The 21,696-nt window shown below is 61.7% G+C and carries 24 protein-coding genes, 1 tRNA gene and 1 pseudogene; 13 read left to right on the top strand and 13 right to left on the bottom strand.

Going from position 1 to position 21,696, the window contains the following annotated elements; genetic code table 11:
* Positions 1 to 42: 42 nt before the first annotated feature.
* The 3 genes from AC1D1N_RS06670 to AC1D1N_RS06680 are packed head-to-tail and all read right to left on the bottom strand — an operon-like array spanning position 43 to position 1,360.
* Positions 43 to 498: a hypothetical protein gene (locus AC1D1N_RS06670; protein WP_436260325.1), complete on the bottom strand. Its 456-nt coding sequence runs from the start codon at positions 496 to 498 to the stop codon at positions 43 to 45.
* Positions 495 to 1,028, bottom strand: a complete 534-nt coding sequence (locus tag AC1D1N_RS06675; protein WP_436260326.1) for a protein NO VEIN domain-containing protein — start codon at positions 1,026 to 1,028, stop codon at positions 495 to 497. Before AC1D1N_RS06675 ends, AC1D1N_RS06670 begins: the two co-directional genes overlap by 4 nt.
* The gene (locus AC1D1N_RS06680; protein WP_436260327.1) at positions 1,019 to 1,360 is read right to left on the bottom strand and encodes a hypothetical protein; all 342 of its coding nucleotides are present in this window, start codon (positions 1,358 to 1,360) and stop codon (positions 1,019 to 1,021) included. Before AC1D1N_RS06680 ends, AC1D1N_RS06675 begins: the two co-directional genes overlap by 10 nt.
* Positions 1,361 to 1,760: 400 nt before the next feature.
* On the opposite strand from AC1D1N_RS06680, the pseudogene AC1D1N_RS06685 reads away from it, so the two are divergent.
* Positions 1,761 to 1,931: pseudogene (locus tag AC1D1N_RS06685) on the top strand (JAB domain-containing protein); the annotation flags it as partial.
* A gap of 73 nt (positions 1,932 to 2,004) precedes the next feature.
* Here the strand turns inward: AC1D1N_RS06685 and AC1D1N_RS06690 are convergent.
* Both AC1D1N_RS06690 and AC1D1N_RS06695 read right to left on the bottom strand, forming a co-directional pair.
* Positions 2,005 to 2,784 carry an alpha/beta fold hydrolase gene (locus AC1D1N_RS06690; protein ID WP_477348813.1) on the bottom strand — a complete coding sequence of 260 codons (780 nt, stop codon included), beginning with the start codon at positions 2,782 to 2,784 and terminating at the stop codon, positions 2,005 to 2,007.
* Between the two features lie 193 nt (positions 2,785 to 2,977).
* A complete protein-coding gene (locus AC1D1N_RS06695; protein WP_477347412.1) occupies positions 2,978 to 3,910 on the bottom strand; it encodes a LysR family transcriptional regulator in 933 nt (310 codons plus the stop codon).
* 166 nt (positions 3,911 to 4,076) lie between these two features.
* Here AC1D1N_RS06695 and AC1D1N_RS06700 point away from each other — a divergent pair, with 166 nt between their 5' ends.
* The 7 genes from AC1D1N_RS06700 (at position 4,077) to AC1D1N_RS06730 (ending at position 10,348) form a co-directional block, all read left to right on the top strand.
* Complete coding sequence (locus AC1D1N_RS06700) at positions 4,077 to 5,003, top strand: DMT family transporter (RefSeq protein WP_436260329.1); 927 nt, start codon at positions 4,077 to 4,079, stop codon at positions 5,001 to 5,003.
* A gap of 149 nt (positions 5,004 to 5,152) precedes the next feature.
* Positions 5,153 to 6,037 carry a cytochrome c oxidase subunit II gene (gene coxB / locus AC1D1N_RS06705; RefSeq protein WP_352557488.1) on the top strand — a complete coding sequence of 295 codons (885 nt, stop codon included), beginning with the start codon at positions 5,153 to 5,155 and terminating at the stop codon, positions 6,035 to 6,037.
* Positions 6,038 to 6,056: 19 nt separating this feature from the next.
* Positions 6,057 to 7,826, top strand: a complete 1,770-nt coding sequence (gene ctaD / locus AC1D1N_RS06710; protein ID WP_436260330.1) for a cytochrome c oxidase subunit I — start codon at positions 6,057 to 6,059, stop codon at positions 7,824 to 7,826.
* Entirely contained in the window at positions 7,823 to 8,527 is a 705-nt protein-coding gene (locus AC1D1N_RS06715) for a cytochrome c oxidase subunit 3 (RefSeq protein ID WP_352588670.1), read from the top strand. The genes ctaD and AC1D1N_RS06715 overlap by 4 nt, the downstream gene beginning before the upstream one ends.
* 13 nt (positions 8,528 to 8,540) lie before the next feature.
* A complete protein-coding gene (locus tag AC1D1N_RS06720; RefSeq protein WP_112564734.1) occupies positions 8,541 to 9,263 on the top strand; it encodes a heme-copper oxidase subunit III family protein in 723 nt (240 codons plus the stop codon).
* A 9-nt stretch (positions 9,264 to 9,272) separates the two neighbouring features.
* On the top strand, positions 9,273 to 9,677 hold the full coding sequence (locus AC1D1N_RS06725; protein ID WP_436260331.1) for a cytochrome C oxidase subunit IV family protein: 405 nt from the start codon (positions 9,273 to 9,275) through the stop codon (positions 9,675 to 9,677).
* Between the two features lie 197 nt (positions 9,678 to 9,874).
* Positions 9,875 to 10,348: an aminoacyl-tRNA deacylase gene (locus AC1D1N_RS06730; RefSeq protein WP_436260332.1), complete on the top strand. Its 474-nt coding sequence runs from the start codon at positions 9,875 to 9,877 to the stop codon at positions 10,346 to 10,348.
* 54 nt (positions 10,349 to 10,402) lie between these two features.
* Here the strand turns inward: AC1D1N_RS06730 and AC1D1N_RS06735 are convergent, their stop codons facing one another.
* The 4 genes from AC1D1N_RS06735 to tig form a co-directional block, all read right to left on the bottom strand.
* Positions 10,403 to 11,221 (bottom strand): DUF2189 domain-containing protein, encoded by an 819-nt coding sequence (locus AC1D1N_RS06735; RefSeq protein ID WP_112564858.1) that lies wholly within the window; start codon positions 11,219 to 11,221, stop codon positions 10,403 to 10,405.
* A 317-nt stretch (positions 11,222 to 11,538) separates the two neighbouring features.
* The gene (locus tag AC1D1N_RS06740) at positions 11,539 to 12,465 is read right to left on the bottom strand and encodes a heme o synthase (protein ID WP_436260334.1); all 927 of its coding nucleotides are present in this window, start codon (positions 12,463 to 12,465) and stop codon (positions 11,539 to 11,541) included.
* A gap of 52 nt (positions 12,466 to 12,517) precedes the next feature.
* Positions 12,518 to 12,898 (bottom strand): c-type cytochrome, encoded by a 381-nt coding sequence (locus AC1D1N_RS06745; RefSeq protein ID WP_436260335.1) that lies wholly within the window; start codon positions 12,896 to 12,898, stop codon positions 12,518 to 12,520.
* A gap of 262 nt (positions 12,899 to 13,160) precedes the next feature.
* Positions 13,161 to 14,636, bottom strand: a complete 1,476-nt coding sequence (tig, locus tag AC1D1N_RS06750) for a trigger factor (protein ID WP_192257266.1) — start codon at positions 14,634 to 14,636, stop codon at positions 13,161 to 13,163.
* A gap of 340 nt (positions 14,637 to 14,976) precedes the next feature.
* Here tig and AC1D1N_RS06755 point away from each other — a divergent pair.
* A tRNA-Leu gene (locus tag AC1D1N_RS06755) sits at positions 14,977 to 15,059 on the top strand.
* A 100-nt stretch (positions 15,060 to 15,159) separates the two neighbouring features.
* Here the strand turns inward: AC1D1N_RS06755 and AC1D1N_RS06760 are convergent.
* From AC1D1N_RS06760 to AC1D1N_RS06770, 3 genes are all read right to left on the bottom strand, one after another.
* Positions 15,160 to 16,608, bottom strand: a complete 1,449-nt coding sequence (locus AC1D1N_RS06760; protein ID WP_477347415.1) for an aromatic amino acid lyase — start codon at positions 16,606 to 16,608, stop codon at positions 15,160 to 15,162.
* A gap of 81 nt (positions 16,609 to 16,689) precedes the next feature.
* On the bottom strand, positions 16,690 to 17,271 hold the full coding sequence (locus AC1D1N_RS06765; RefSeq protein WP_477347417.1) for a GDYXXLXY domain-containing protein: 582 nt from the start codon (positions 17,269 to 17,271) through the stop codon (positions 16,690 to 16,692).
* A complete protein-coding gene (locus tag AC1D1N_RS06770) occupies positions 17,268 to 18,380 on the bottom strand; it encodes a DUF2157 domain-containing protein (protein ID WP_477347419.1) in 1,113 nt (370 codons plus the stop codon). The genes AC1D1N_RS06765 and AC1D1N_RS06770 overlap by 4 nt, the downstream gene beginning before the upstream one ends.
* A 235-nt stretch (positions 18,381 to 18,615) precedes the next feature.
* Between AC1D1N_RS06770 and AC1D1N_RS06775 the strand changes: the two genes are divergently transcribed.
* Entirely contained in the window at positions 18,616 to 18,756 is a 141-nt protein-coding gene (locus tag AC1D1N_RS06775; RefSeq protein ID WP_006335194.1) for a DUF1127 domain-containing protein, read from the top strand.
* A 51-nt stretch (positions 18,757 to 18,807) separates the two neighbouring features.
* Positions 18,808 to 18,951: a DUF1127 domain-containing protein gene (locus tag AC1D1N_RS06780; RefSeq protein WP_112564748.1), complete on the top strand. Its 144-nt coding sequence runs from the start codon at positions 18,808 to 18,810 to the stop codon at positions 18,949 to 18,951.
* 368 nt (positions 18,952 to 19,319) lie between these two features.
* Here AC1D1N_RS06780 and AC1D1N_RS06785 read toward each other — a convergent pair whose 3' ends face one another.
* On the bottom strand, positions 19,320 to 20,219 hold the full coding sequence (locus AC1D1N_RS06785; protein ID WP_477347421.1) for a LysR family transcriptional regulator: 900 nt from the start codon (positions 20,217 to 20,219) through the stop codon (positions 19,320 to 19,322).
* A 134-nt stretch (positions 20,220 to 20,353) separates the two neighbouring features.
* On the opposite strand from AC1D1N_RS06785, the gene AC1D1N_RS06790 reads away from it, so the two are divergent.
* Together AC1D1N_RS06790 and AC1D1N_RS06795 are read left to right on the top strand one after the other, a co-directional pair.
* A complete protein-coding gene (locus AC1D1N_RS06790) occupies positions 20,354 to 20,833 on the top strand; it encodes a carboxymuconolactone decarboxylase family protein (protein ID WP_192257275.1) in 480 nt (159 codons plus the stop codon).
* Positions 20,834 to 20,891: 58 nt separating this feature from the next.
* The gene (locus AC1D1N_RS06795; protein ID WP_477347423.1) at positions 20,892 to 21,644 is read left to right on the top strand and encodes an SDR family oxidoreductase; all 753 of its coding nucleotides are present in this window, start codon (positions 20,892 to 20,894) and stop codon (positions 21,642 to 21,644) included.
* The last annotated feature ends 52 nt before the right edge of the window (positions 21,645 to 21,696 follow it).

Genomic DNA, 21,696 nt, shown 5'->3' on the forward strand with positions numbered 1-21,696 from the left:
GCACTGACGTATTTGGAGACTTCGTCTCATCGCGCTTCTTTGCTACCAAGAACCAGCGCCCCGTTCCTTGATCTGCAGACCACCTCCTGGCTCGCCGCACTCCGGACAAGTCAACGACTGCTTGAAGACATAGTCGACATCGAGATCGGTGCCGCGTTCGGCAATCAGTGCCGGCAGATCGACGACATGGCGTGTCCCGGCGGATCGAGCACAACGATCGGATAAACTGAGTTCGGCGTCGAGGTAGCCCCGCAGATCCGTATCGCCTTCATCGGCTTCGGCGAATGATCGGGGACGCAGCTCACAGCAGTTTGCCCCATGCGGCGTCCCATAACTCGTGGCTATCCAGGGCGACGACAGCCACTCATGGCCATCGGGCTCGAACCATTCGTACTGGGTGACGGTGGCGACCACCCTGCCCTTTTTCCTGAATATCCGGATCAACGCGCCCCCGGCCAGCTCCTTGGAATCGAATGGAACGCGTTTCCAGCCTTTCATGATGCCGCCACTCCAACGTCGGGGGCATTCGCTCCTGGTGCCGCCCGCCACGTCTCGGGGTCCAGCCTCAACGCGCTTTCCAGCGGCGGCCGCACTGTGAAGATACGAGGCTGTTGGGCGAACAGGTGGACGCGATAGAGATGCCAGTGCTCTGGCCGCTCTTTAGATACGGCCATCTCGTTTCGCGTCAGGAAGAATGGCGTCTGGGCCGCGCCGTTGGTTGTCTTGACTTCGATGAGCTGCTCCCTGCCGCCCAGGTCATAGGAAAGGACGTCGAAGCCAGCACCATCTCCATCCTCCATCGCCACCCAGCGAACCTTGTGGGCGAGATCACCGCGATCACCCGCGGTCAATCGCTTGCGTTCCAGGTCGATGACGAACTCCTCGCCAGCGCGGCCGAGCTGCCGATTCCTGAAATCCCGCTCGACAGGATCGAATTTCCGCACGAGGCGTTCGAGGCTTTCGCGCCGAGGGCGAGACGATGGTACCGGCATCGCGGTGAAGACGGTGTCCGGTTCTACTATCGCCATTGGCGACGCGATGGATTGCAGTTCGAGCAGTCCACGGTGGACCGAGATGTATCGGTCGACAGCCTCAGCCAAGGCGTCCTGATAGTTGGCAGTGGCTTGTAACCCCAGATCCATGGAAGTCCCAGTTCCATGAGGACAGCCGAGATGTTCTGGTGCTTGCGCTCGATGGATCCTGCCGATCGCCCGATCCGCTGCATCAGGGCGGCTCGATAATGAGCCTTCACGTAAAGTCTCTGAGCCAGCTCGTCGCCCAACATGGCGAAATAGTCTGCGATGATGACGTCGAGTTCGCCCGCATCCCACTCCTCGCCCTGCCTGCCCTGATCGGCCATCGACGCCCCTCCGGGGCAGGATGCGCGACTTCATTCCCGATTGAAAGCCCACCAACAGAACTCGTCGCCATCGGGCCTGGCCAGCGCCGAGCCAATCTCTGAACGATGAGATTGTCGCCCACGTCCTGCCCTAGTCCTGATGGTTGCCAGCGTGCTGCTGCCGATACTGTCCGCATCTAAGGTTACAACGGTGAACGAATTCACATTCAGGAGTCGCAGCGGCGGGTACTATGCTGCGCAGGGAAACTCGTGATCCCGCATGCATTTCCGGAAGCGCAAAGGATCAGGCGGAATACGGCGGGATGGTCACAAAACGTCATTCGTTCCAGACACCAAACCCATACCCCAGCTCAATTGCGAATGGCGATAACATACTGAAAAATAATCTATTTTTTCTCTTATTGTCCTGGTGCACAATCATCCCTCAGGCGACCCGACGCCGTCGCGCGCCGACATCGAGATGACCAAGCAGATTATCGACAGCGCCAAGCCGCTCGGCATCGCCGTCCACGATCACATCATCATCGGCAAGAAGGGCAATGCCTCGATGAAGGGCTTGTTGCTAATCTGAGCCCGACCCAAAGCAGCGCGGACGGAGCATGAGGCAGCTGATTTCCATGCCGCCCCAGATCCGCCCAATCCCGCTAGCTGAGCGACCCGGCTGCTTGCGAGATGAGTCCTGCGATCACGTCGGGGTGAGAGATCAGCGACAAATGGCTTGCCTTCACTTCGATGGTCTTTGCGTTCATGCGCTTTGCCATGAAGCGTTCGAGATCGGGATTGATCGTGCGATCCTCGGTCGAGACCGCATACCAGCTTGGCTTCGAGCGCCAGGCCGCTTGCGTTGTCTTTCCGGTGAAAAGCTTGTCAGAGATCGGCCCCTGGACAGCGTAGAGGATGCGCGCCTTGTCGCGAGGAATATCGCCGGCGAAATCCCGCAGGAAAGCCTCCTCACCGAGCTTGCCATAGCCTTCGGACCAGACGAGCCCGGCGGAGGCGGGCGGCGCCGCAAAAGTCTTGGCGAGCGCCGTGTAATCTTCGCCCGCGTCCGGAGCGCGCGCCGCGACATAGACGAGCGAGGAAACCTTTGGATCCATCCCTGCCTCGCTGACGATCATGCCGGCAAAAGAGTGCCCGACAAGGACCGTCGGTCCATCCTGGAGTGCGATCGCACGCCGCGTTGCCTCGACGCCAGCCTCCAGCGTGGTCAGCGGATGCTGGACGACGGTTGCGTTGAGTCCTGCCTGTTGCAGCAGGCCAACCACCTCCGACCAGCACGAGCCATCCGCATAGGCGCCATGGACCAGGACGACATTGCGAACTTTGGGGGCCGTCTGCGCTCGCGCCGTGTGGGAGCCGGCCAATAGGCTCGTCGCCACCCCGGCGACGAGCGCGGTGGAGAAAGTACGGCGATTTATCATGATCGTGGATTCCTTGAGAGGTTGGCGGATCGCGCCCAGACTTCGGCTGGGACGCACCGCAAATGCTTCGCCCGGCGCCTTCATCCAGTCTTCGCAGCCTGCCGAGCCTTCGTTACGGCCGTCACCGCTTCGTGATCGCGCGCCTTGGCTCTCGACGAAGCTCTGGGGCTTTTTGCTGGGCCCGAACGCACGCGCTTCAGTTGGCGTCCACGTCACGCACGCCGCCGAGCCTGCCTTCCAGAAGATCGCGCCGCTGCTGCAATTCGCCGGAGACGAATTTGGTAAAGGCATGCACGCGCGCCGTGCGGCGCAGATCGTCATGCACCAGCACCCACAGCGCCGAGCCTATCTCCTCGATCAGCCCGCCGACCCGTACAAGCCCGGGCAGGCTGTCGCCGAGATAACAGGGCAGTGCGGCGATCCCCATGCCGGCGCCGGCGGCGTGAGACATCGTCACCAGGGAATCCGCGCGCATGGCTATCTCGGCATCCGGCAGTGACGACCGCATCCAGCGGGCAACACCTGTGTTGGCCAGGCTGTCATCGGGCGCGATCCAGCACAGCGAACCGGATTTCGGCTCCGCTGGCAGCGTCTCGGCATAGGCGCGCGCCGCGTAGGCGGCGAAGGCGACGCCCGAAATGCGCCTGCCGACCAGGATTTCCTGCGGCTGCGACACCGGCCGGATCGCCACATCGGCATCGCGATGCGTCAAATTGGCGATGGAGTTTTGCGTCATCGCCTCGACCCGTATGCCGGGATGGAGCTCACGAAACGCAGCCAGGATCGGCGGCAGCACCGACACCATCAGCGTGTCCGTGGTCGTGACCCGCAACGTGCCTTCGAACCTGAGATCCTGCCCCGAAAGTTTGCGTGCCAGCTCATTGACCGTCTCGGCCATTGTGCGCGCCGCACCAAGCAGCTCTTCGCCGCCGGCGGTGAGCGCATAGCCCGTCGGCAACCGATCGAAAAGACGGATGCCAAGCCGCGCCTCGAACGCATTGACGCGCCTCAGCACAGTGGTGTGGTTCACGCCCAGGATCCGCGCCGCCGCCGCCAGCGAAGCGCCCTCCGCGACGGCCAGCACCATACGCAAATCTTCCCAGTCGATTTGGTCGCGTGAGCTGTGCATTCTTGCAGAAGGATAAGGGAAAACACGGAAGGTTGCGACCTAAAAGCCAACAGAGCTCTGCAGAAACGCACAACGGATGGGCAAATCGGCAGATCGATCTGCGAATCCGCGCACGCCATATAAGCCGTCGCAACAGTCGCAGGCCTCAAATTCAAGGAATGATATCGTGGAAATCCTCTTCATACCCCTGGCGCTTGTTGCCGGCAGTCTGCTCGCGGTGCAGGCCGGCGCTAACGCCCAACTGTCAAAGGCGGTCGGCTCGCCCTTTGCCGCGACGACGCTTCAGCTCGCCGTCGGCGCAATCGTGCTGCTGTCGGTCACGGCCCTTACAGGAACGGCGCCTGCGCTGCTGGCCGTTCGCAACGCCGAATGGTGGCACGCGATTGGCGGCATGGCTTCGGCCTTCTACGTCGTTTCGACCATTCTTCTGTTCCCTCGCCTCGGCGCCGTCGTATCGGTCGGCCTCTTCATCGCCGGGCAAATGCTTGCGTCCTTCGCCCTCGACACATTCGGCTGGCTCGGCATTCCGGAGGCCGGCCTGCGCGCCGGGCCTGCCTTTGGGCTGCTTGTCGTGCTTGCAGGCGCGGCCCTCATCGTTCTCGGACAGAAGGGCGCGGCCGACAATGTCGCGCCGTCGAAACTGGGCTGGATCGGCCTGGCGCTGCTGGCCGGCGCCGTGCTGCCGGTACAAGGCGCGGTGAACGCTTTGCTTCGGCACGATCTTGGCGGCGCGCCGTTTGCTGTCGGCACCATTTCGTTCCTGGTGGCGATGCTGGCCATGGCCGCGGTGCTTCTGGCCACGCTGGCCCTGAGCAAGGCGCCTCGCCCCCGCCTCGCAGGCCTGTCGTCGATGCCCTGGTGGGGTTGGCTCGGTGGGTTCGCCGGCGCCACCTATGTCACGACCGTGTTCACCGCCATCCCTGTCATTGGCGCAGCGGCTGCCGTCAGCCTGACGGTGGCTGGCCAGCAGGTCGCCAGCATTTTCGTCGACACATTCGGCTGGTTCCGGCTGCCGCAGCGGCTGGTGTCGGGCATGCGGCTCGCCGGCGTCATGCTGCTGTTGGCCGGCTGCATTGTCATCAAGGCGCTTTGATCCCGTGCCGAGCCCCGGCCGCCGCCGCAAAAGCGATTTTTCGCCCCTTCCACAGCCGGCTCTAGAATTTCCATCGCAAATCACGCATGATGCACTTTGGTATTTCCAGCGATGGCTTCACGCCCCTGGAATATCGGGAGGAACGGGACATGCCCATCGTGGTTGTACTCGTTTTGATCGTCGTGGGCTCGGTGTTGTTCCACTTCCTGAGCCCATGGTGGTGGACTCCGATTGCCTCGAACTGGGACTATATCGACAACACCATCATCATCACCTTCTGGATCACCGGCGTCGTCTTCGCCGCCGTGGTGCTGTTCATGGCCTATTGCGTTTTCCGCTTCCGTCATCGCGAGGGGAGCCGGGCGGCCTACGAACCGGAGAACAGGCGGCTCGAATGGTGGCTGACGATCGTCACCGGAGTGGGCGTCACCGCCATGCTGGTTCCCGGGCTGTTCGTCTGGAGCCAGTTCGTCAACGTTCCAAGCGACGCAACCGTGGTCGAAGTCATCGGCCAGCAATGGCAGTGGAGTTACCGCCTGCCCGGTAAGGACGGCAAGCTCGGCACATCCGACACCCGTGACGTTACCGCTGAAAATCCGCTGGGCGTGATCGCCAAGGATCCCAACGGCCAGGACGATGTCGTGGTGGAAGCGGCCGACCTGCATCTGCCGGTCGGCAAGCCGGTCAAAATGCTGCTCCGCTCGATCGATGTGTTGCACGATTTCTACGTGCCGGAATTCCGCGCCAAGATGGACATGATCCCGGGCTCGGTCACCTATTTCTGGTTCACCCCCACCAAAACCGGAACCTTCCAAGTTCTGTGCGCCGAACTGTGCGGCCAGGGGCATCCGATGATGCATGGCATCGTCATGGTCGACACCCAGGAAGACTATGTGGCCTGGCTCGACCAGCAGCAGACGTTCGCGCAATTGTCGGCGCCCCAGCAGACGGGCTCGGCGGAACAGGCGCCGGGCAACGCCACGGTGTCAGCTTTGAAAGTTGCGGCAAAACTCGAAACTGTCGGGTCCCGCTGAAGGGCACGGAGGTGCTCCCATGGTCGATGTCACGCCTGCAGATGCCGTCCCGCCCGCCGAAGTGGCGGAAATGGAACTCTACCATCCGCACAGCTGGTGGACGAAGTATGTCTTCTCGCAGGACGCCAAGGTCATCGCGATCCAGTATTCGGGGACCGCAACGGCCATCGGCCTGGTCGCCCTAGTCTTGTCATGGCTGATGCGCCTGCAACTCGGCTTCCCCGGCACGTTCGACTTCATCACCCCTGAGGCCTACTACCAGTTCATCACCATGCACGGCATGATCATGGTGATCTACCTGCTCACGGCGCTCTTCCTCGGCGGCTTCGGCAACTACTTGATCCCGCTGATGGTCGGAGCCCGCGACATGGTCTTCCCCTATGTCAACATGCTGAGCTACTGGATCTATCTGCTTGCCGTGCTGGTTCTGGTGGCGAGCTTCTTTGCGCCTGGCGGGCCGACCGGTGCCGGCTGGACGCTCTATCCGCCGCAAGCCATCATGACCGGCACACCTGGCGGCCAGGAATGGGGCATCATTCTGATGCTCGTCTCGTTGATCCTGTTCATCATTGGCTTCACCATGGGCGGCCTGAACTATGTCGTGACGGTGCTGCAGGGCCGCACGCGCGGCATGACGCTGATGCGCCTGCCGCTGACCGTCTGGGGCATCTTCACCGCCACAGTGATGGCGCTGCTCGCCTTCCCGGCGCTGTTCGTCGCCTGCGTGATGATGCTGCTTGACCGCGCGCTTGGCACCTCCTTCTTCATGCCCGCAGTCGTCGAGATGGGCGAACAGCTGCAGCACAATGGCGGCAGCCCGATCCTGTTCCAGCATCTGTTCTGGTTCTTCGGCCACCCCGAAGTCTACATCGTGGCGCTGCCGGCCTTCGGCATTGTCTCCGATCTGATCAGCACGCACGCGCGAAAGAACATTTTTGGCTACCGGATGATGGTCTGGGCCATCGTCGGCATCGGCGCGCTGAGCTTCGTGGTCTGGGCGCACCACATGTATGTCAGCGGCATGCACCCCTATTTCGGCTTCTTCTTCGCCACCACGACCTTGATCATCGCCATCCCGACCGCGATCAAGGTCTACAATTGGGTGCTGACGCTGTGGCGCGGCGACATCCATCTCACCGTACCGATGCTGTTTGCCTTGGCCTTCATCGTCACCTTCGTCAATGGCGGGTTGACCGGACTGTTTCTTGGCAACGTCGTCGTCGACGTCCCGCTATCGGACACGATGTTCGTCGTCGCCCACTTCCATATGGTCATGGGAGTTGCCCCCATCCTCGTTATCTTCGGCGCGATCTACCACTGGTATCCGAAGGTCACCGGCCGGATGCTCGACGAGACGCTCGGCCGGTTCCATTTCTGGGTCACCTTCCTCGGCGCCTACCTGATCTTCTTTCCCATGCACTATATCGGCCTGATGGGCGTGCCGCGGCGCTATGCCGAGATGACCGATGTGACGGTCATGACGGAGTCGGCGCATCACCTGAACTCGTTCATCAGCATCATGGCGTTCATCGTCGGCTTTGCCCAGATCGTGTTCCTGTTCAATCTGATCTGGAGCATCCGCCATGGCCGCGAGGCTGGTGGCAATCCATGGCGGGCCACGACACTCGAATGGCAGACGCCGCAGACGCCGCCGGCGCATGGCAATTTCGGCAAGGAGCTGCCGATCGTCTATCGCTGGGCCTATGACTACAGCGTGCCGGGCGCCAAGGAGGACTTCATTCCGCAAAACGTGCCGGGCACCTTCGGCCCGTCCAGGGAGCCGGCATGAGCGTCATCCTGGTCTTCCTGCTCGTGATCGCCGGCTTTGCCGGCTGGTGGCTCTCGCATCAGCGGCTGATGACGAAACCATGGCTCGAGCAAGGTGTGGCGGAAGACTTTGTCCCCTTCGACCGGTCGGGCCTGCCGACCGCCAAGATCGGTCTCGGCGTCTTCCTCGCCGTCGTCGGCTGCCTGTTCGCGCTGTTCACCAGCGCCTACTTTATGCGTATGGCGCTGTCGGACTGGCAGCCGCTACCCATGCCGCGCCTGCTCTGGCTCAACACCGGCATGCTGGTCCTGAGCAGTATCGCGCTGCAATGCGCCTCGGTCGCGGCTCGCAAGCGCCAGATGGACACGGTCAGGCTCGGCCTTGCCGCAGCTGGGCTCACCGCGATCGCCTTCCTCGTCGGGCAGCTCATGGCATGGCGGGACCTGACCGCCGATGGTTATTTTCTGGCCTCCAATCCGGCCAACAGCTTTTTCTACCTGATAACCGGGATGCACGGCCTGCACATAGTGGGAGGGCTGGTGGGCCTGGGCAGAACAACCGCGGGCGCCTGGAACGGAGCACGGCCGGAACGGCTTCGCCTCAGCGTCGAATTGTGCGCCATGTACTGGCATTTCCTGCTTTTCGTCTGGCTCGCCATCTTCGCTCTTTTGGCCGGCTGGGCCGCGACGTTCATCGATATTTGCCGGCAGTTGCTGACCTAGGAGGTCGAGGAGCATGGCAGAAACGACGCTGACGCATACCGGCCAAACGGAGTCGCGGCCCGCAGGCTGGCAAGGCATTGCCGCCGACTGGTCCTCGGATCAGCGCGCGTTCAAGAACGTGTCCTGGGGCAAGGCCATGATGTGGATCTTCCTGCTCAGCGACACCTTCATCTTCGGCTGCTTCCTGCTCTCCTACATGACCGCGCGCGCCTCCACGCGCGTGCCGTGGCCCAACCCGAGCGAGGTCTTTGCGCTTCGTATCGGCGGTTCGGACATCCCACTGATCCTGATCGCCATCATGACCTTCGTGTTGATCTCGAGCAGCGGAACGATGGCCATGGCGGTCAATTTCGGCTATCGCCGCGACCGCCGCAAAACAGCAATCCTCATGCTTTTGACGGCAGCGCTGGGAGCCACCTTCGTCGGCATGCAAGCCTTCGAATGGACCAAGCTGATCACCGAAGGGGTACGACCCTGGGGCAATCCGTGGGGCGCAGCGCAGTTCGGTTCGACTTTCTTCATGATCACCGGCTTCCACGGCACGCATGTGACGATCGGGGTGATCTTCCTCATCATCGTGGCGCGAAAGGTCTGGCGTGGAGACTACGACGTCGGACGTCCCGGCTTCTTCACCAGCCGCCGGGGTCGCTACGAGAACGTCGAAATCATGGGGCTATACTGGCATTTCGTCGATCTGGTCTGGGTGTTCATTTTCGCATTCTTCTATCTTTGGTGAGAGGCTGACATGGCTGAAGCAACTGCAAACGGCCTGGGGCAACCAGCACTTCACGCTGGTCATACCCATGATGCGGCAGCGACCGGCGTCGCCCAGGCGGAGGTCCATCAGGAACACCCGATCAAACTCTATCTGGTGGTCTGGGCTTGGCTGTTCATCCTCAGCGCCTGCTCCTACATGGTCGATTATCTTGGCATTCACGGCTATCTCAGATGGTCGCTGATCCTGATCTTCATGATCCTCAAGGCGGGGCTGATCGTCGCCGTATTCATGCACATGGCCTGGGAGCGGTTGGCGCTGACCTACGCGATCATCCTGCCGCCGGCTCTGATTCTGGTGTTTGTGGCGATGATGCTCTTCGAAGCGGATTACACGCTTTTCACCCGGATGGTGTTTTTCGGGCCGGGGCCCTGACGCGCAATCCGGATTTGAGGCTTCGCCCGCGGCATTTCCAGTCAGGAACCGCAGGATCCTGACTGCGGTCCGGGTCGACATGCTGCTGCCTTGAAACAAGCGGCGGCTGATCCATCTTGCTATTATCGGGAAACGATCGGAGGGGAATGATTGCCTTCGTTTCCAATGCGCCGCGAACTCCAACAGGGAGGCCGAAGATGACGATCGCAAACAGACTGAAGGACTACATTGACGGGAGAGGAATCTCCTACGACACCGTCGCCCATCATCGCACATCGACGAGCAGGCAGTCCGCCATTGCCGCGCATGTGCCCGGCAGCATGATGGCTAAATCGGTGGTCGTTCACCACGAACTCGGTTATGCGCTGGCCGTGGTCCCGAGCACGCACCGAATCGAGCTCGGTACACTGCAGGACGTCATGGACAGGCGTCTTGGACTCGCCTCCGAAGACGAGGTGGTCTCACTCTTCGGCGATTGTGACACCGGCGCCATTCCACCGATCGGCGCGGCCTATGATGTCCCGGTGATCCTCGACGACAGCCTCGGCGAAGCCGCCGACATCTATTTCGAGGGCGGCGACCACAGGACGCTGGTGCATGTGAGCGGCAAGGATTTCCGCAACCTGACCATGGACGCTCGTCACGCCCGCTTCAGCCACGCTGCCTACTGAAAAAATCAACCGTCTGCACCGGCACTCTTGCCGGTGCAGACCAGCCGGATATCGTCAACTCGTCGGCCTGACCGGCGACGGCGGTTCCACAACCTTGCGGTAGACATGCCATGTGGCGTGACCGAGGATCGGCAGCACGACCGCCAGCCCGGCAAACACCGGCAGCGAGCCGATGATCAGGGCGACGGCGACGATCAGTCCCCAGACAGCCATGGTGATCGGATTTGCCAGCACCGCTCGCACCGAGGTGTGGATGGCTTCGTAGGCGCCGACATCGCGGTCGAGCAACAATGGGAAGGCGACGACTGTCGTGCACAACACCACCACCGCGAAGACGAAGCCGATGGCGTGCCCCAGGATAATCAGAGTCCAACCGCGCCCGGTGGCAAATATCTCATTGATGAAACCGGATATCGATTCCGGCGGAGCCGGGCCGAAGAGGTATTGGTAGAACATCTGCGCTGTTAAAAGCCAGGTGATGAAGATGGCAAACAGCATGATCCCGACCGCCGCGATGGCCGGCACGGCCGGAGAATTCCTGACCTCGAAAGCGTGCCTCCAGGAGGTGTCGAGCCCGGCTTCTCGTCTGCGGCTGATCTCATAGAGGCCGATCGCTGCGAATGGACCGATCAGCGCAAAGCCGGACACCAGCGGAAACAGCAACGGCAACGCATTGGCGCCCGAAGTCCAGGCAGCAAGCACGACGCCGACAAGCGGGTAGAGCAGGCAGAGAAAGACGATGTGCGACGGTTTGACCATGAAATCGTCAACACCGCGCTTGAGCGCATCGAAAAGATCGGAAATACCGATTTTTCGAATTTTGGTGTGTTCCAGCGTTTCGCTGGCGCCTGCAATGACGTGAAAACTTGCCATGCGCGTTCCTCCAGACCAGGTCCGGTACGGTCGCGGTTTCACGGTGCTGCCGTTCTGCATGACTGGCCACGCAAAACCGCGACCTGCACCGAAATCAACATACTCCATTGCCTGGAACTTGTCGCCCTTTTGTCGCAAAGGCTCGGAAGGTCATGCGCTGGCTCTTGCGGCCCTTCTTCGATATCCTCTCAATCGAAGGTGTAGGTCATGGACGGAAAAACCATTCTGCTGCTCGGCCTTGGCGTCATCGCTCTGCTGATCCTGGGATTCTGTGCTCTGCCAGCGTGAGCCGATCCCGATGTGCAACGCTGTCAACCTCAGGCTGACATGAACGCGCGCATCGCGATGGTGTCGGCAAGCAGCATGGCAAAGATCGCGAAAAGATAGAAAATCGAATAGGCAAACAGCGCCTTTGCCGGCTTCATCTCCTTGTCGAGGATGACCAGAACCTTCCAGGCGTACCAGATGAAACCCGCGCCCAACGCGGCCGAAACAACCCCATAGAACCCGCTCGTGAATCCGAACGCCCAGGGCAGCACGCCGATTGGCGCCAGGAGCAGTGAATAGGCGAAGATCTGCCTTCTGGTCGAGGCCTGGCCGGCCACGTTCGGCATCATCGGGATGCCGGCAGCGGCGTAGTCGCCTGCCTTGAACAGCGCGAGCGCCCAGAAATGCGGCGGCGTCCACAGGAAAATGATCAGGAACAGGATGAGGCTTTCAATGCCGATGGCGCCAGTGGCCGCCGCCCAGCCAATCATCGGCGGAAGGGCACCTGCCGCGCCGCCGATGACGATGTTCTGCGGCGTCGAGCGCTTCAGCCACATCGTATAGATGACGACGTAGAAAAAGATGGTGAAGGCCAGCAGCGACGCGGCAAGCCATCCCACCAGCACACCGAGCGTCATGACCGAAAACGCGGAAAGCACCAAGCCGAAGCCGAGAGCTTCGCCGGGCGTGACACGGCCTGACGGAACCGGCCGCTTTGATGTGCGTGACATCAGCGCGTCGATGTCCGCATCGTACCACATGTTGAGCGACCCGGCCGCTCCCGCCCCAACCGCAATCGCACCGATTGCGATCACGGCGATGACCGGGTTCATCGCGCCGGGCGCCACCATCAGACCGACGAAAGCGGTAAAGACGGCAAGCGCCATGACCCGCGGCTTCAAGAGCGCAAAGAAATCGCCGGCCGTCGCTTCCGAGAAGCGGACGCCGGTATCCTTGAGGCTTTCCTTGACCGACATTTGAGACGACCATCAATGGAAAACGGGCAGCCTGGCCGACCGAAGAGCCAAGCTACTGGGAAAATTGCTTCAGATAGGCGATGACGTTGGCGACATCCTCGTCCTTCTTGAGGCCGGGAAACGCCATCTTCGTCCCTTTGATCATTGCCTTGGGATCGTGAAGGTAGGTGGTCAGCGTCGGATCATCCCATTTGACGCCGGATGCGCCGGCCGCGATCATGGCCTCGGAATATTTGAAATCCGGATGCGTGCCGGCCGTCCGGCCGATAACGCCGTGCAACGACGGGCCGATCTTGTTCGTGTCTTGGTCTGCGACGTGGCAGACCTTGCATTTGGTGAAGACCTTCTCGCCCGCCGCAGCATCCTGTGCCCGCGATGGATTGGCGATGAAGGCTGCAACAGACACGACAGCGAAAAACGCAACCAAGCGCATGGCATTTCCTCCCTGGTCGTCAAATTTGCCCGAGACGATCTGCGCATGCCGATACCGCCAGCATGCGCCTTGCACGGCAGAACGGATTCTCCGCTTCTCCCCCAAATGGAATTGCGGCACCTGTGTACCACAGAATCTGGCCGGCAGGTAGAACAGGTCGACCGTACAAAGGTTTAGGTGATCTGCGGTGGCTCAAGGCACATCCGCCACAACGAAAAAGGCCGCCTCGAGGGCGGCCTTTTCTGATCTTGTCGTCAAGCGCTTATTCGGCGTCCTTGGCCGCCTTCTTCTTGGGCGCGGCCTTCTTCTTGGGCTCTTCCGCGTCGTCGGCCTTTTCAGCCTTGTCGGCCTTCTTGGCAGCGGCCTTCTTGGCCGGCTTGGCCTTGGCGGTGTCGGTCTCCTCGTCGTCTGCCATCAGCTCTTCCTTGCTGACCTTGACGTCGGTGACCGAGATCTGGCCGAGCAGATGGTCGACGACCTTCTCCTCGAACATCGGCGCGCGCAACGTGTTCAGCGCTTCCGGATTGCTGCGGTAGAACTCGAAGGCTTCCTGCTGCTGGTTGGCCGGGTAGCGGCGCACCTGCTCGAACAGGCCGCGCTGCAGTTCCTCGTCCGAAACGGTGACGCCGGCCTTCTCGCCGATCTCGGCCAGAACCAGACCGAGACGCACGCGGCGTTCGGCAAGGCGCAGATATTCGGCGCGTGCCTCTTCTTCCGTCGTTTCTTCGTCGGCGAAGGTACGGCCGGCAGCTTCGAGATCGCGGTTCACCTGGGTCCAGATGTTGTTGAACTCGGCATCGACGAGCTTCGACGGCGCTTCGAACGAATAGGCCGCGTCAAGCTGGTCGAGCAGCTGGCGCTTGACCTTCTGGCGGGTCATCGAACCGAACTGGTTCTCGATCTGGCCGCGCACCACGTCGCGCAGGCGCTCCAGCGATTCCAGGCCGAGATTCTTGGCCATCTCGTCGTTGATTTCCAGCGCGCCGGGCTTGGACACTTCCTTGACGGTGACGTCGAAGGTGGCTTCCTTGCCGGCCAGATGCGCCGCCTGATAGTTTTCCGGGAAAGTGACCGTGACCTGCTTCTCGTCGCCGGCCTTGGAGCCGATCAGCTGGTCCTCGAAGCCCGGGATGAATTCCTTGGAGCCCAGCACCAGCGGCTGGTCGGTACCGGCGCCGCCGGAGAAGGCCTCGCCGTCGATCTTGCCGACATAGTCGATCGAAACGCGGTCGCCTTCGGCGGCCTTGCCGGTCTTCGGCTCGAAGCTGCGTGCCGATTCGGCGACGCGCTGGACCTGCTCGTCGATCTCGCTGTCCGGCACTTCGAACACCTGGCGAGTCACCTTGATGTCGGAGAAATCCTTGATCTCGATCGCCGGGATGACCTCGTAGTTGAGGCGGAATTCGAAGTCGGCGCCGCCGGCCAGGATCTTCTCGGCCTCTTTCTCGTCCTCGGTCATGATCACTTCGGGCTGCATGGCGGCCTTTTCGCCTCGCCCGGTGATGATCGAACGGGTCGAATCGTTGAGGATCTCGTTGACCACTTCGGCCATGAACGACTTGCCGTAAACCTTGCGCAGGTGCTGGACCGGCACTTTGCCGGGACGGAAGCCGTTGATGCGGACCTTGTTGCGGGCGTCGGACAGCCGCGCCATCAGCTTGGCTTCCATATCACCGGCCGGCACGGTGATCTTGATCTCGCGCTTGAGACCGGAGTTGAGCGTTTCGGTGACCTGCATCGTAAAACCTTTATCTTCACCAAAGAGACTGCCACGGCCTTCTGCCGTTCACAGCCTGCCGGTACAATCTTGCCGGGAATGGCTTTTGGTACGGAACCTGGCGATTTGACCGAAATTACGGCTCAAATTCTTCCAAACTGCGTTCCAAGATGTGAATAAGTCTTTGTTTTTCCTACTTCTTATCACATTCTGCAGAAGCGGATCGGCGCGTCCCGTCACATTTGACACGCCTTTTGTCACAGGCGAGGCTAATTTTCAACCATCTTCGCGTTGCAACGAATGACCGCCATTTTCGCCCCGACATTGACAGAATGATGGCTACGTGGGATTGCCGGGCCACGCGGGTATGGCGGAATTGGTAGACGCACCAGATTTAGGTTCTGGCGTGAAAGCGTGGGGGTTCGAGTCCCTCTACCCGCACCACCCTTCGCTCTATCGAGCTTCGGGTGGCAGGCCACCCGGGAGCTTGATAGAGCGAAGGGTGTCCTCCGAAGCCTTGGCGTAGGAAGACTGGCGCGACGCCCTACACTTCAAACGCTTGGCTCGTGAACCAGTCCGCCAGCTTGGCCAGTTCCGGCCCCAACACCCTATCGGCGTTGACCGGGGGCACGATCTTCCTGATATCCGCCACGAAAGCCTGCAGCGTCGGCGGCGCGGCGCGTTCAGTCACGTGCAGCGCCTGCGAGGCGACCATAGCCAGCATGGCCATCGCCGCATCTAGGCAGCGGCCTGCGGTCGCCTCCTTGGTCCAGGCGAAGAATGCCGTGGTGGCGACATCGTCCTGGCCGGCGCCGGCGGATTCGGTGCCCGGAATGAAGGTGCGTTGCGCTGCAAGCTTGGCCTGTTCGAGATAGCCGGTGATCGCCATCGGCACATAGCCGACATTGCCGTGGCCGTCGCTGTCGGCCCAATGCCGACCGGTCATCAACAGGTCCGGCAGCAGCGACACCTTGCCGTTGAGGAGTTTCGAGGCGTGGCGGTCGCAGAGCAGGCAGATATCGGCCCAGATCGCGGCCAGATCGTCCAATGCCGGCGTCGCCATGGCATTGTGATAGCCGCCGGTGGAGATGCAGCGTCCCAGCGGATGCGCCTCGTCGGGCGGGATATAGACGGGATTGTCGGATATCGAGGCCAGCGACACGGTGGCCGCCTGCTCGGCGCCCGCCAGCGCCCGGTGCGCGTGGCCGAGCACACGCGGCACGATGCGGTAGCTGACCGGCGCCTGATAGTTGCGCCGCCCGTCACCGGCGCCGACCAGAAACTGCCGCAACCCGCGCAAGGCCGCCGCCTCGTGTTCATCGCCCCAGAGCCCATCGAGCGCGGCATCATAATGCTCAAGCGGGGCGCGAAACGCTTCGATCGACAGCGCAAACACCTTGTGCGCCATCGCAACGCGGCGGCGTGCGGCAAGTGCCGCGTCAGCCACCAGTGCCGCCGCGCAAGGCGAGCCGTTGATCAACGAACCCCGCTCCTTCACTTCGAGCTCCAAGCCGGCGGTAAGCGTGGCAAACAGAGGATAGAGCGCCAGGATCTCGCCGGCGCCGCCCTGCCCCTGCGACGGAACCACCGGCATCGGTCGGCCATCCAGCATCGCCGCGACAGCCTGCGCGATACGCGGCGTGGTGGCGGCATTGCCTTCAATGAAATTGGTCAGCCGGGCCAGCACGATTGCCCTGACGACGCGCCCAGGCAACGGCTCGCCGAAGGAGGTGGCCGCGGCAAAAGCCTTGATGCGCGCATGGCGGTCGCGCTCGCCACGTTCGAGCTTGCGGCTCGCCAGTTCGCCCATGGCGGTGGTGACACCATAGATGACCGGCGGCGGATCGGATTCAATGAGTTTAAGGAACGAGGCGCGGCATTCGGCAATGCGTTGCAAGGCCTTGTCACTGATGGCGACCGTGTCGTTTTTCCAGGCTACGCGTAAAACCGCATCGAGATTGATGTCTTCACGCGTCGTCAGCGTAGTCGTCATGGTTCCTCGCCCGGCCTGGTCTGGATGCATCTGGGCGAAGCGATCGATGTCTACCGAAATCCGTGCCCTGGGTAACGTCGTTTAATAGAGCGGTTCCTCGAACATTGTCTTGTCGCCGTCCATCAGCGCCTTGATCTGCGCCTCGCCATTGGCGGCGAGCGCGATGCGCACCCCGAATGGCCGCACTCGCATGTCGTTCTGGATCGCGATGCCCTGTCCCTCCGGCAGGTAGAAACGGTCGATGCCATATTGCGGTGCGATTGTGGATTCGGGATCAAGCGTCCAGCCCGGCGCGACCTGGCCGACAATATCGGCTTCGTCGGCGGCCGGCGGCGTCGGCGCCTTGCCGAACCAGGCTGTGGTCGCATGCCAATAGCCGTCGGCGCCCGGCTTCAGCCGGACCATGATCGGCGTGTTTTCGGTGCTGAGCTGTCCGGCCGGAATGTTGGCGATCAGCTTCACCGGCAGGCGCGATATCTCATAGCCGAGGATAATATAGTCGCCGCGCAACAGGTCGCGCGGATCGACCGGCTCGATCTTCAGCAAGACCTCCTTGCCGTTGCGCAGGATCGCGGCCCGGCCGGCGATGATCCAGCTCAGGAAGCCGATCTGCACCAGCGCCAGGATCAGCGCCGAGATGACAAGTTTCTTTCCCGACATCATGCTGCCGCTCCTTCCGGGGCCTTCATGCGTTTTTCCACGCGGATGATGACGAGGGCCAGGATGCCGAACAGCACCGCTGCGGCCAGGAAGAAGCCGGCCGTGTCGAGCATCGACTGCAGTGTCACCACGTAGATGACGGCGAGTTCGAAGGCAAAGCCGGCATAGGCGACCCAGCGCAGCCCCCTGCTCTCGCGCCCGCCCAGCATGACCGCCGCGGCGATGCCGGCCAGTGCCACGACCGAGGCGATGGCAAAGCCGCCGTTGAAGGTGCTGTGATCGCCAAGCTCGAACTGAACCATTGCCAAGCCTGTCAGAAAGCCGATCAAGGCATGCAATGGCAGCCGCCCGCCGAGTTGCAAAATCCTATCGACCGGCTCTGCAGCGAAGATTGCCGCGGCAAACAGCAACGCCGACACCACGACCAGCGGGATGGCAAGCAGAAGCGTGTTGTGGTCCATGCCGCGCACCGCGATATAGAAGATGACCGCGAGAATAATCAGATGTCGGGCCGGCTGGCTGCGCGTCCAGAACGAGACGGCAAACAGCGCCAGTGCCATGATGACGAAGAAATTCGGGAATTCGGTGCGGTTGTTGAAGTCGAACTCGCGCACGAACAGCCAGGCCACGGATATGCCGACGGCAGCGACGGTCAGCGGGTTCGAGCGCAACGCCACCGCGGCAAGTGCTGTGCCGATGCCCCAGGTGACAATGGCCGAGGCCTCGTCGCCCGTGAGATGGTACATCTGGCCGATCAGCGCGATCGATCCACCGAACGCCGCTGCAGCCACGATCCACAGTGCCTCGCCGATCGCCGCCTGGTCGCGCGTCTTCAGCACCGCGCCACCGACATAGCCGGCGAGAATGACGGCAAACAGTGCTGCGACGCGCACCAGCCGTGGGATGGCCTCCCAGTTGGCGGCGACGAAGAGCAGGATGGCGGCGCCGAACAACAGTGCCGCCATCATCGCCAATATGGTGCCGAAGCTCAGCGATTTGCGTTCGTTTGCGTCGATGTCGCGCGTCAGCGCATCGGCCGTCTTCGCGTCGATCAGGCCGACCTGCAGCCAACGCCCGATATCCGTCCTCACCCGTGACGAGTAGCTCGCCATGCCGCGTCTCCCCCAGTTTGGTCTATCTGATAGCCGATCGGGTCAAATTATTGACGCTACGGCATTTTCCGATTCGGGTTTCTTTATGTCGAAGGCGTGAACGGGCGTTAATGTTGCATTGCACAATTTGCATTGCTGCCATGCGTCAATCGCACTTTTAAATCGATATAGGTCCACCTATTTTCTGTTCGTACACAAACGGAATGATCCGAAGAAAGACGAAACGAGCACTACCATGAACCTGATCCGCAACTACCGCAACTGGCGCCGCTACCGGGACACCGTCTCCGAGCTGAGCCGCCTGTCGAACCGTGAACTGACCGACCTCGGCATCAGCCGCAGCGACATCCACTACGTCGCCCGCAAGGCGGTCTAATCCTCTTCGGATCGCAAATGGTCCGAAACAGTTTTGAAAAAGAGAACGACAATGAACCTGATCCGCAACTACCGTAACTGGCGCGTTTATCGCGACACCGTTACCGAGCTGGGTCGCCTTTCGAACCGCCAGCTCCATGATCTCGGTATCGTCCGCGACGAGATCAAGATCGTCGCCCGCAAGGCGACCTTCTAACGGCAAGAATTTCGCCAGGGTCGACCTCCTCCCCGACCCTGACGGATACGGCCAACCCTTACCTCCTCCCAAGGGTTGACCACCAAAACGGCGCCCGCCGCACCTCCTCCCGCGGCGGGCGTTGTTTCCAAAGCGAACGCAGTTCGTCTTTCAAAGCGAACGCAGTTCGTCTTCCAGGGTTTCGCCCCCTTCATCCGGCGAAAGGAATTTCGTCAAAGCCGACCTCCTCCCCGGCGATGGCGAATACGGCCGATCCCCACCTCCTCCCGAGGATCGGCCCCCAAAACGACACCCGCCGGATCCTCCCCCGGCGGGTGTTGTCGTTTTAGGGCAGGTTTTCAGCCGAGCACGCCGTTGATCTTGCGCCCCTATGCCGCCATCAAAGCATCGTCGCGGACGGACTGGACAAGAAAGTCGAGCACCGTCGTCACCCGCAGCGGCATGTTCTTGCGGGATGGATAAACGACATTAATCGGCAGCCGCGTCGGCGGAAAATCCGGCATCACCTTGACCAGCCTGCCTGCTTCGATGTCCGGCCCGGCCAGGATATGGGACAGCACCGCAAGCCCGGCCCCGGCCAGTGTTGCCCGATGAACCGCCATTGAATTGCTGGCGACCAGGCGAGGCTCAACCCGCAGAACAACATCGTCCGCCCCGTCGGAGAACGACCATGACCGGCCATCGCCGGCACGGCTGTAACAAATGCAGCGGTGATCCCTGATGTCTTGCGGTCCTTGCGGTGTACCGCGCGCCTCGAGATAGCTGGGCGAGGCCACGAGAAAGGCAGTCGTCCAGCCGATCCGGCGGCAGATCAGGCTGCTGTCGCCGACCGGGCCGAGGCGCACCTCGAGATCGATGGCATCAGCGACGAGATCCGAGGCTTCCTCCCGCAAGATCAGTTCGACGGCAAGGGATGGATGATCGTCCAGAAGCCTTGCGAGCCGATCGCTAATGGAGAGCCCGAGCGGCGCCGGCAAGCTGAGCCGCACTTTTCCAGACACGGTTGCACCTTCGGCGCCACCCGCTTCGCTCAGCGCGTCGACCGCTTCCACCACGCGCAGCGCCATCGGCAGCATCTGTTCGCCCTCCACCGTCAAGGCAAGCGCGGTCGTGGTGCGATGCAGAAGGCGCGTCTTCAGATGCGCTTCCAGCGCGGAGACCTGCCGGGACACGGCCGGCTGCGTCAAATTGAGGTCGATCGCGGCCGCGGAGAAGGACCTTGTCTGCGCCACCCGCAGGAACGTTCGCAATGCCGAGACGACGTCCATCCTTACCCTCATTACCTTTCGACATATGCCTTATGTCCGCATCCTAGGCGGCAGGCGCTTTACTGTCCAGATATTATGGATATTAATTGTCCTTAAGGACACAAAATATCCTCAAACCTTCAAAAGGACTAGCCATGACACAGCGCCTGAACGCCGCCCAACAATCGCCCGAGCTGTTCAAGAAGCTTTCCGACCTCAGCATGGCCGAGGCGCACGGCGCCATCGAGGAAAAGATCCGCGATCTCGTCCATATCAGGGCTTCGCAGATCAATGGCTGCGCCTTCTGTCTCGACATGCATGTCAAGGAAGCAAAGATCCACGGCGAGAGCGAGCTGCGGCTCTACCATGTCGCCGTCTGGCGGGAATCGACCCTGTTCATTCCGCGTGAGCGTGCCGCTCTTGCCTGGACGGAAGCCGTCACGAAACTCCCCGAAGGCGGCATTCCCGACGAGCTCTACGAGCGCGTGCGCGGGCAGCTCTCGGAAAAGGAAATCTCCGACCTGACCTTGTCGATCATGACCATCAATGCCTGGAACCGCCTCAACGTCGCCTTCAAGACTGTACCCGGTTCGGCGGACAAGCTCTACGGGCTCGGCAAGGCCGGCCTGAACTGACCCTTCCCCAACCATCAATCGATGCGGCGTGACAGCGCGGCCGCAAACGGAGAGCATCATGAAAATCGTCATCATCGGCGGCACCGGCCTCATCGGCACCAAAACCACCGAACGCTTGCGCAAGCAGGGCCACGACGTGATCGCAGCCGCGCCGAACACCGGCGTCAACACCATCACCGGCGAAGGCCTGCAGGAAGCACTCGCCGGCGCCGAGGTGGTCATCGATCTCGCCAACTCGCCGTCCTTCGAAGACAAGGCCGCGATGGAATTCTTCGAGATTTCGGGCCGCAACCTGCTGGCGGCGGACAAGGTTGCCGGGGTCAAGCACCATATCGCGCTCTCGGTTGTCGGAACCGAACGCCTGCAGGACGCCGGCTATTTCCGCGCGAAGCTCGCTCAGGAAAAGCTGATCAAGGCTTCGGGCATCCCCTACACCATCGTTCATTCCACGCAGTTCATGGAATTCCTGCCCGCCATCGCCAAATCCGGAGCTGTCGGCGAAGCCGTGCATCTGTCGCCGGCCTATGTGCAGCCCATCGCATCCGACGATGTCGCCGATGCCATGGCCAATGTCGCGCTCGCCGCGCCGGTCAACGGCACGATCGAGATTTCCGGCCCGGAGCGTGTGCACATGAGCGAGCTCGTCGCCCGTTACCTCAAGGCTTCCGGCGATCCCCGCAAGGTCGTGACCGATCCGGAGGCGCTCTATTTCGGCGCCAGGCTGAACGACAATTCGCTCGTCTCCGACAACGATCCCCGCCTTGGCCACATCAGCTTCGAGCAGTGGTTCGCCACTTCGGCGCGGAAATGACCGTCAGGCTGCGCCTCAGCCCAGGCGCAGCGCAGTGCGCAACACAAGAAAA

This window comes from Mesorhizobium sp. P2_B5 (assembly GCF_056404775.1).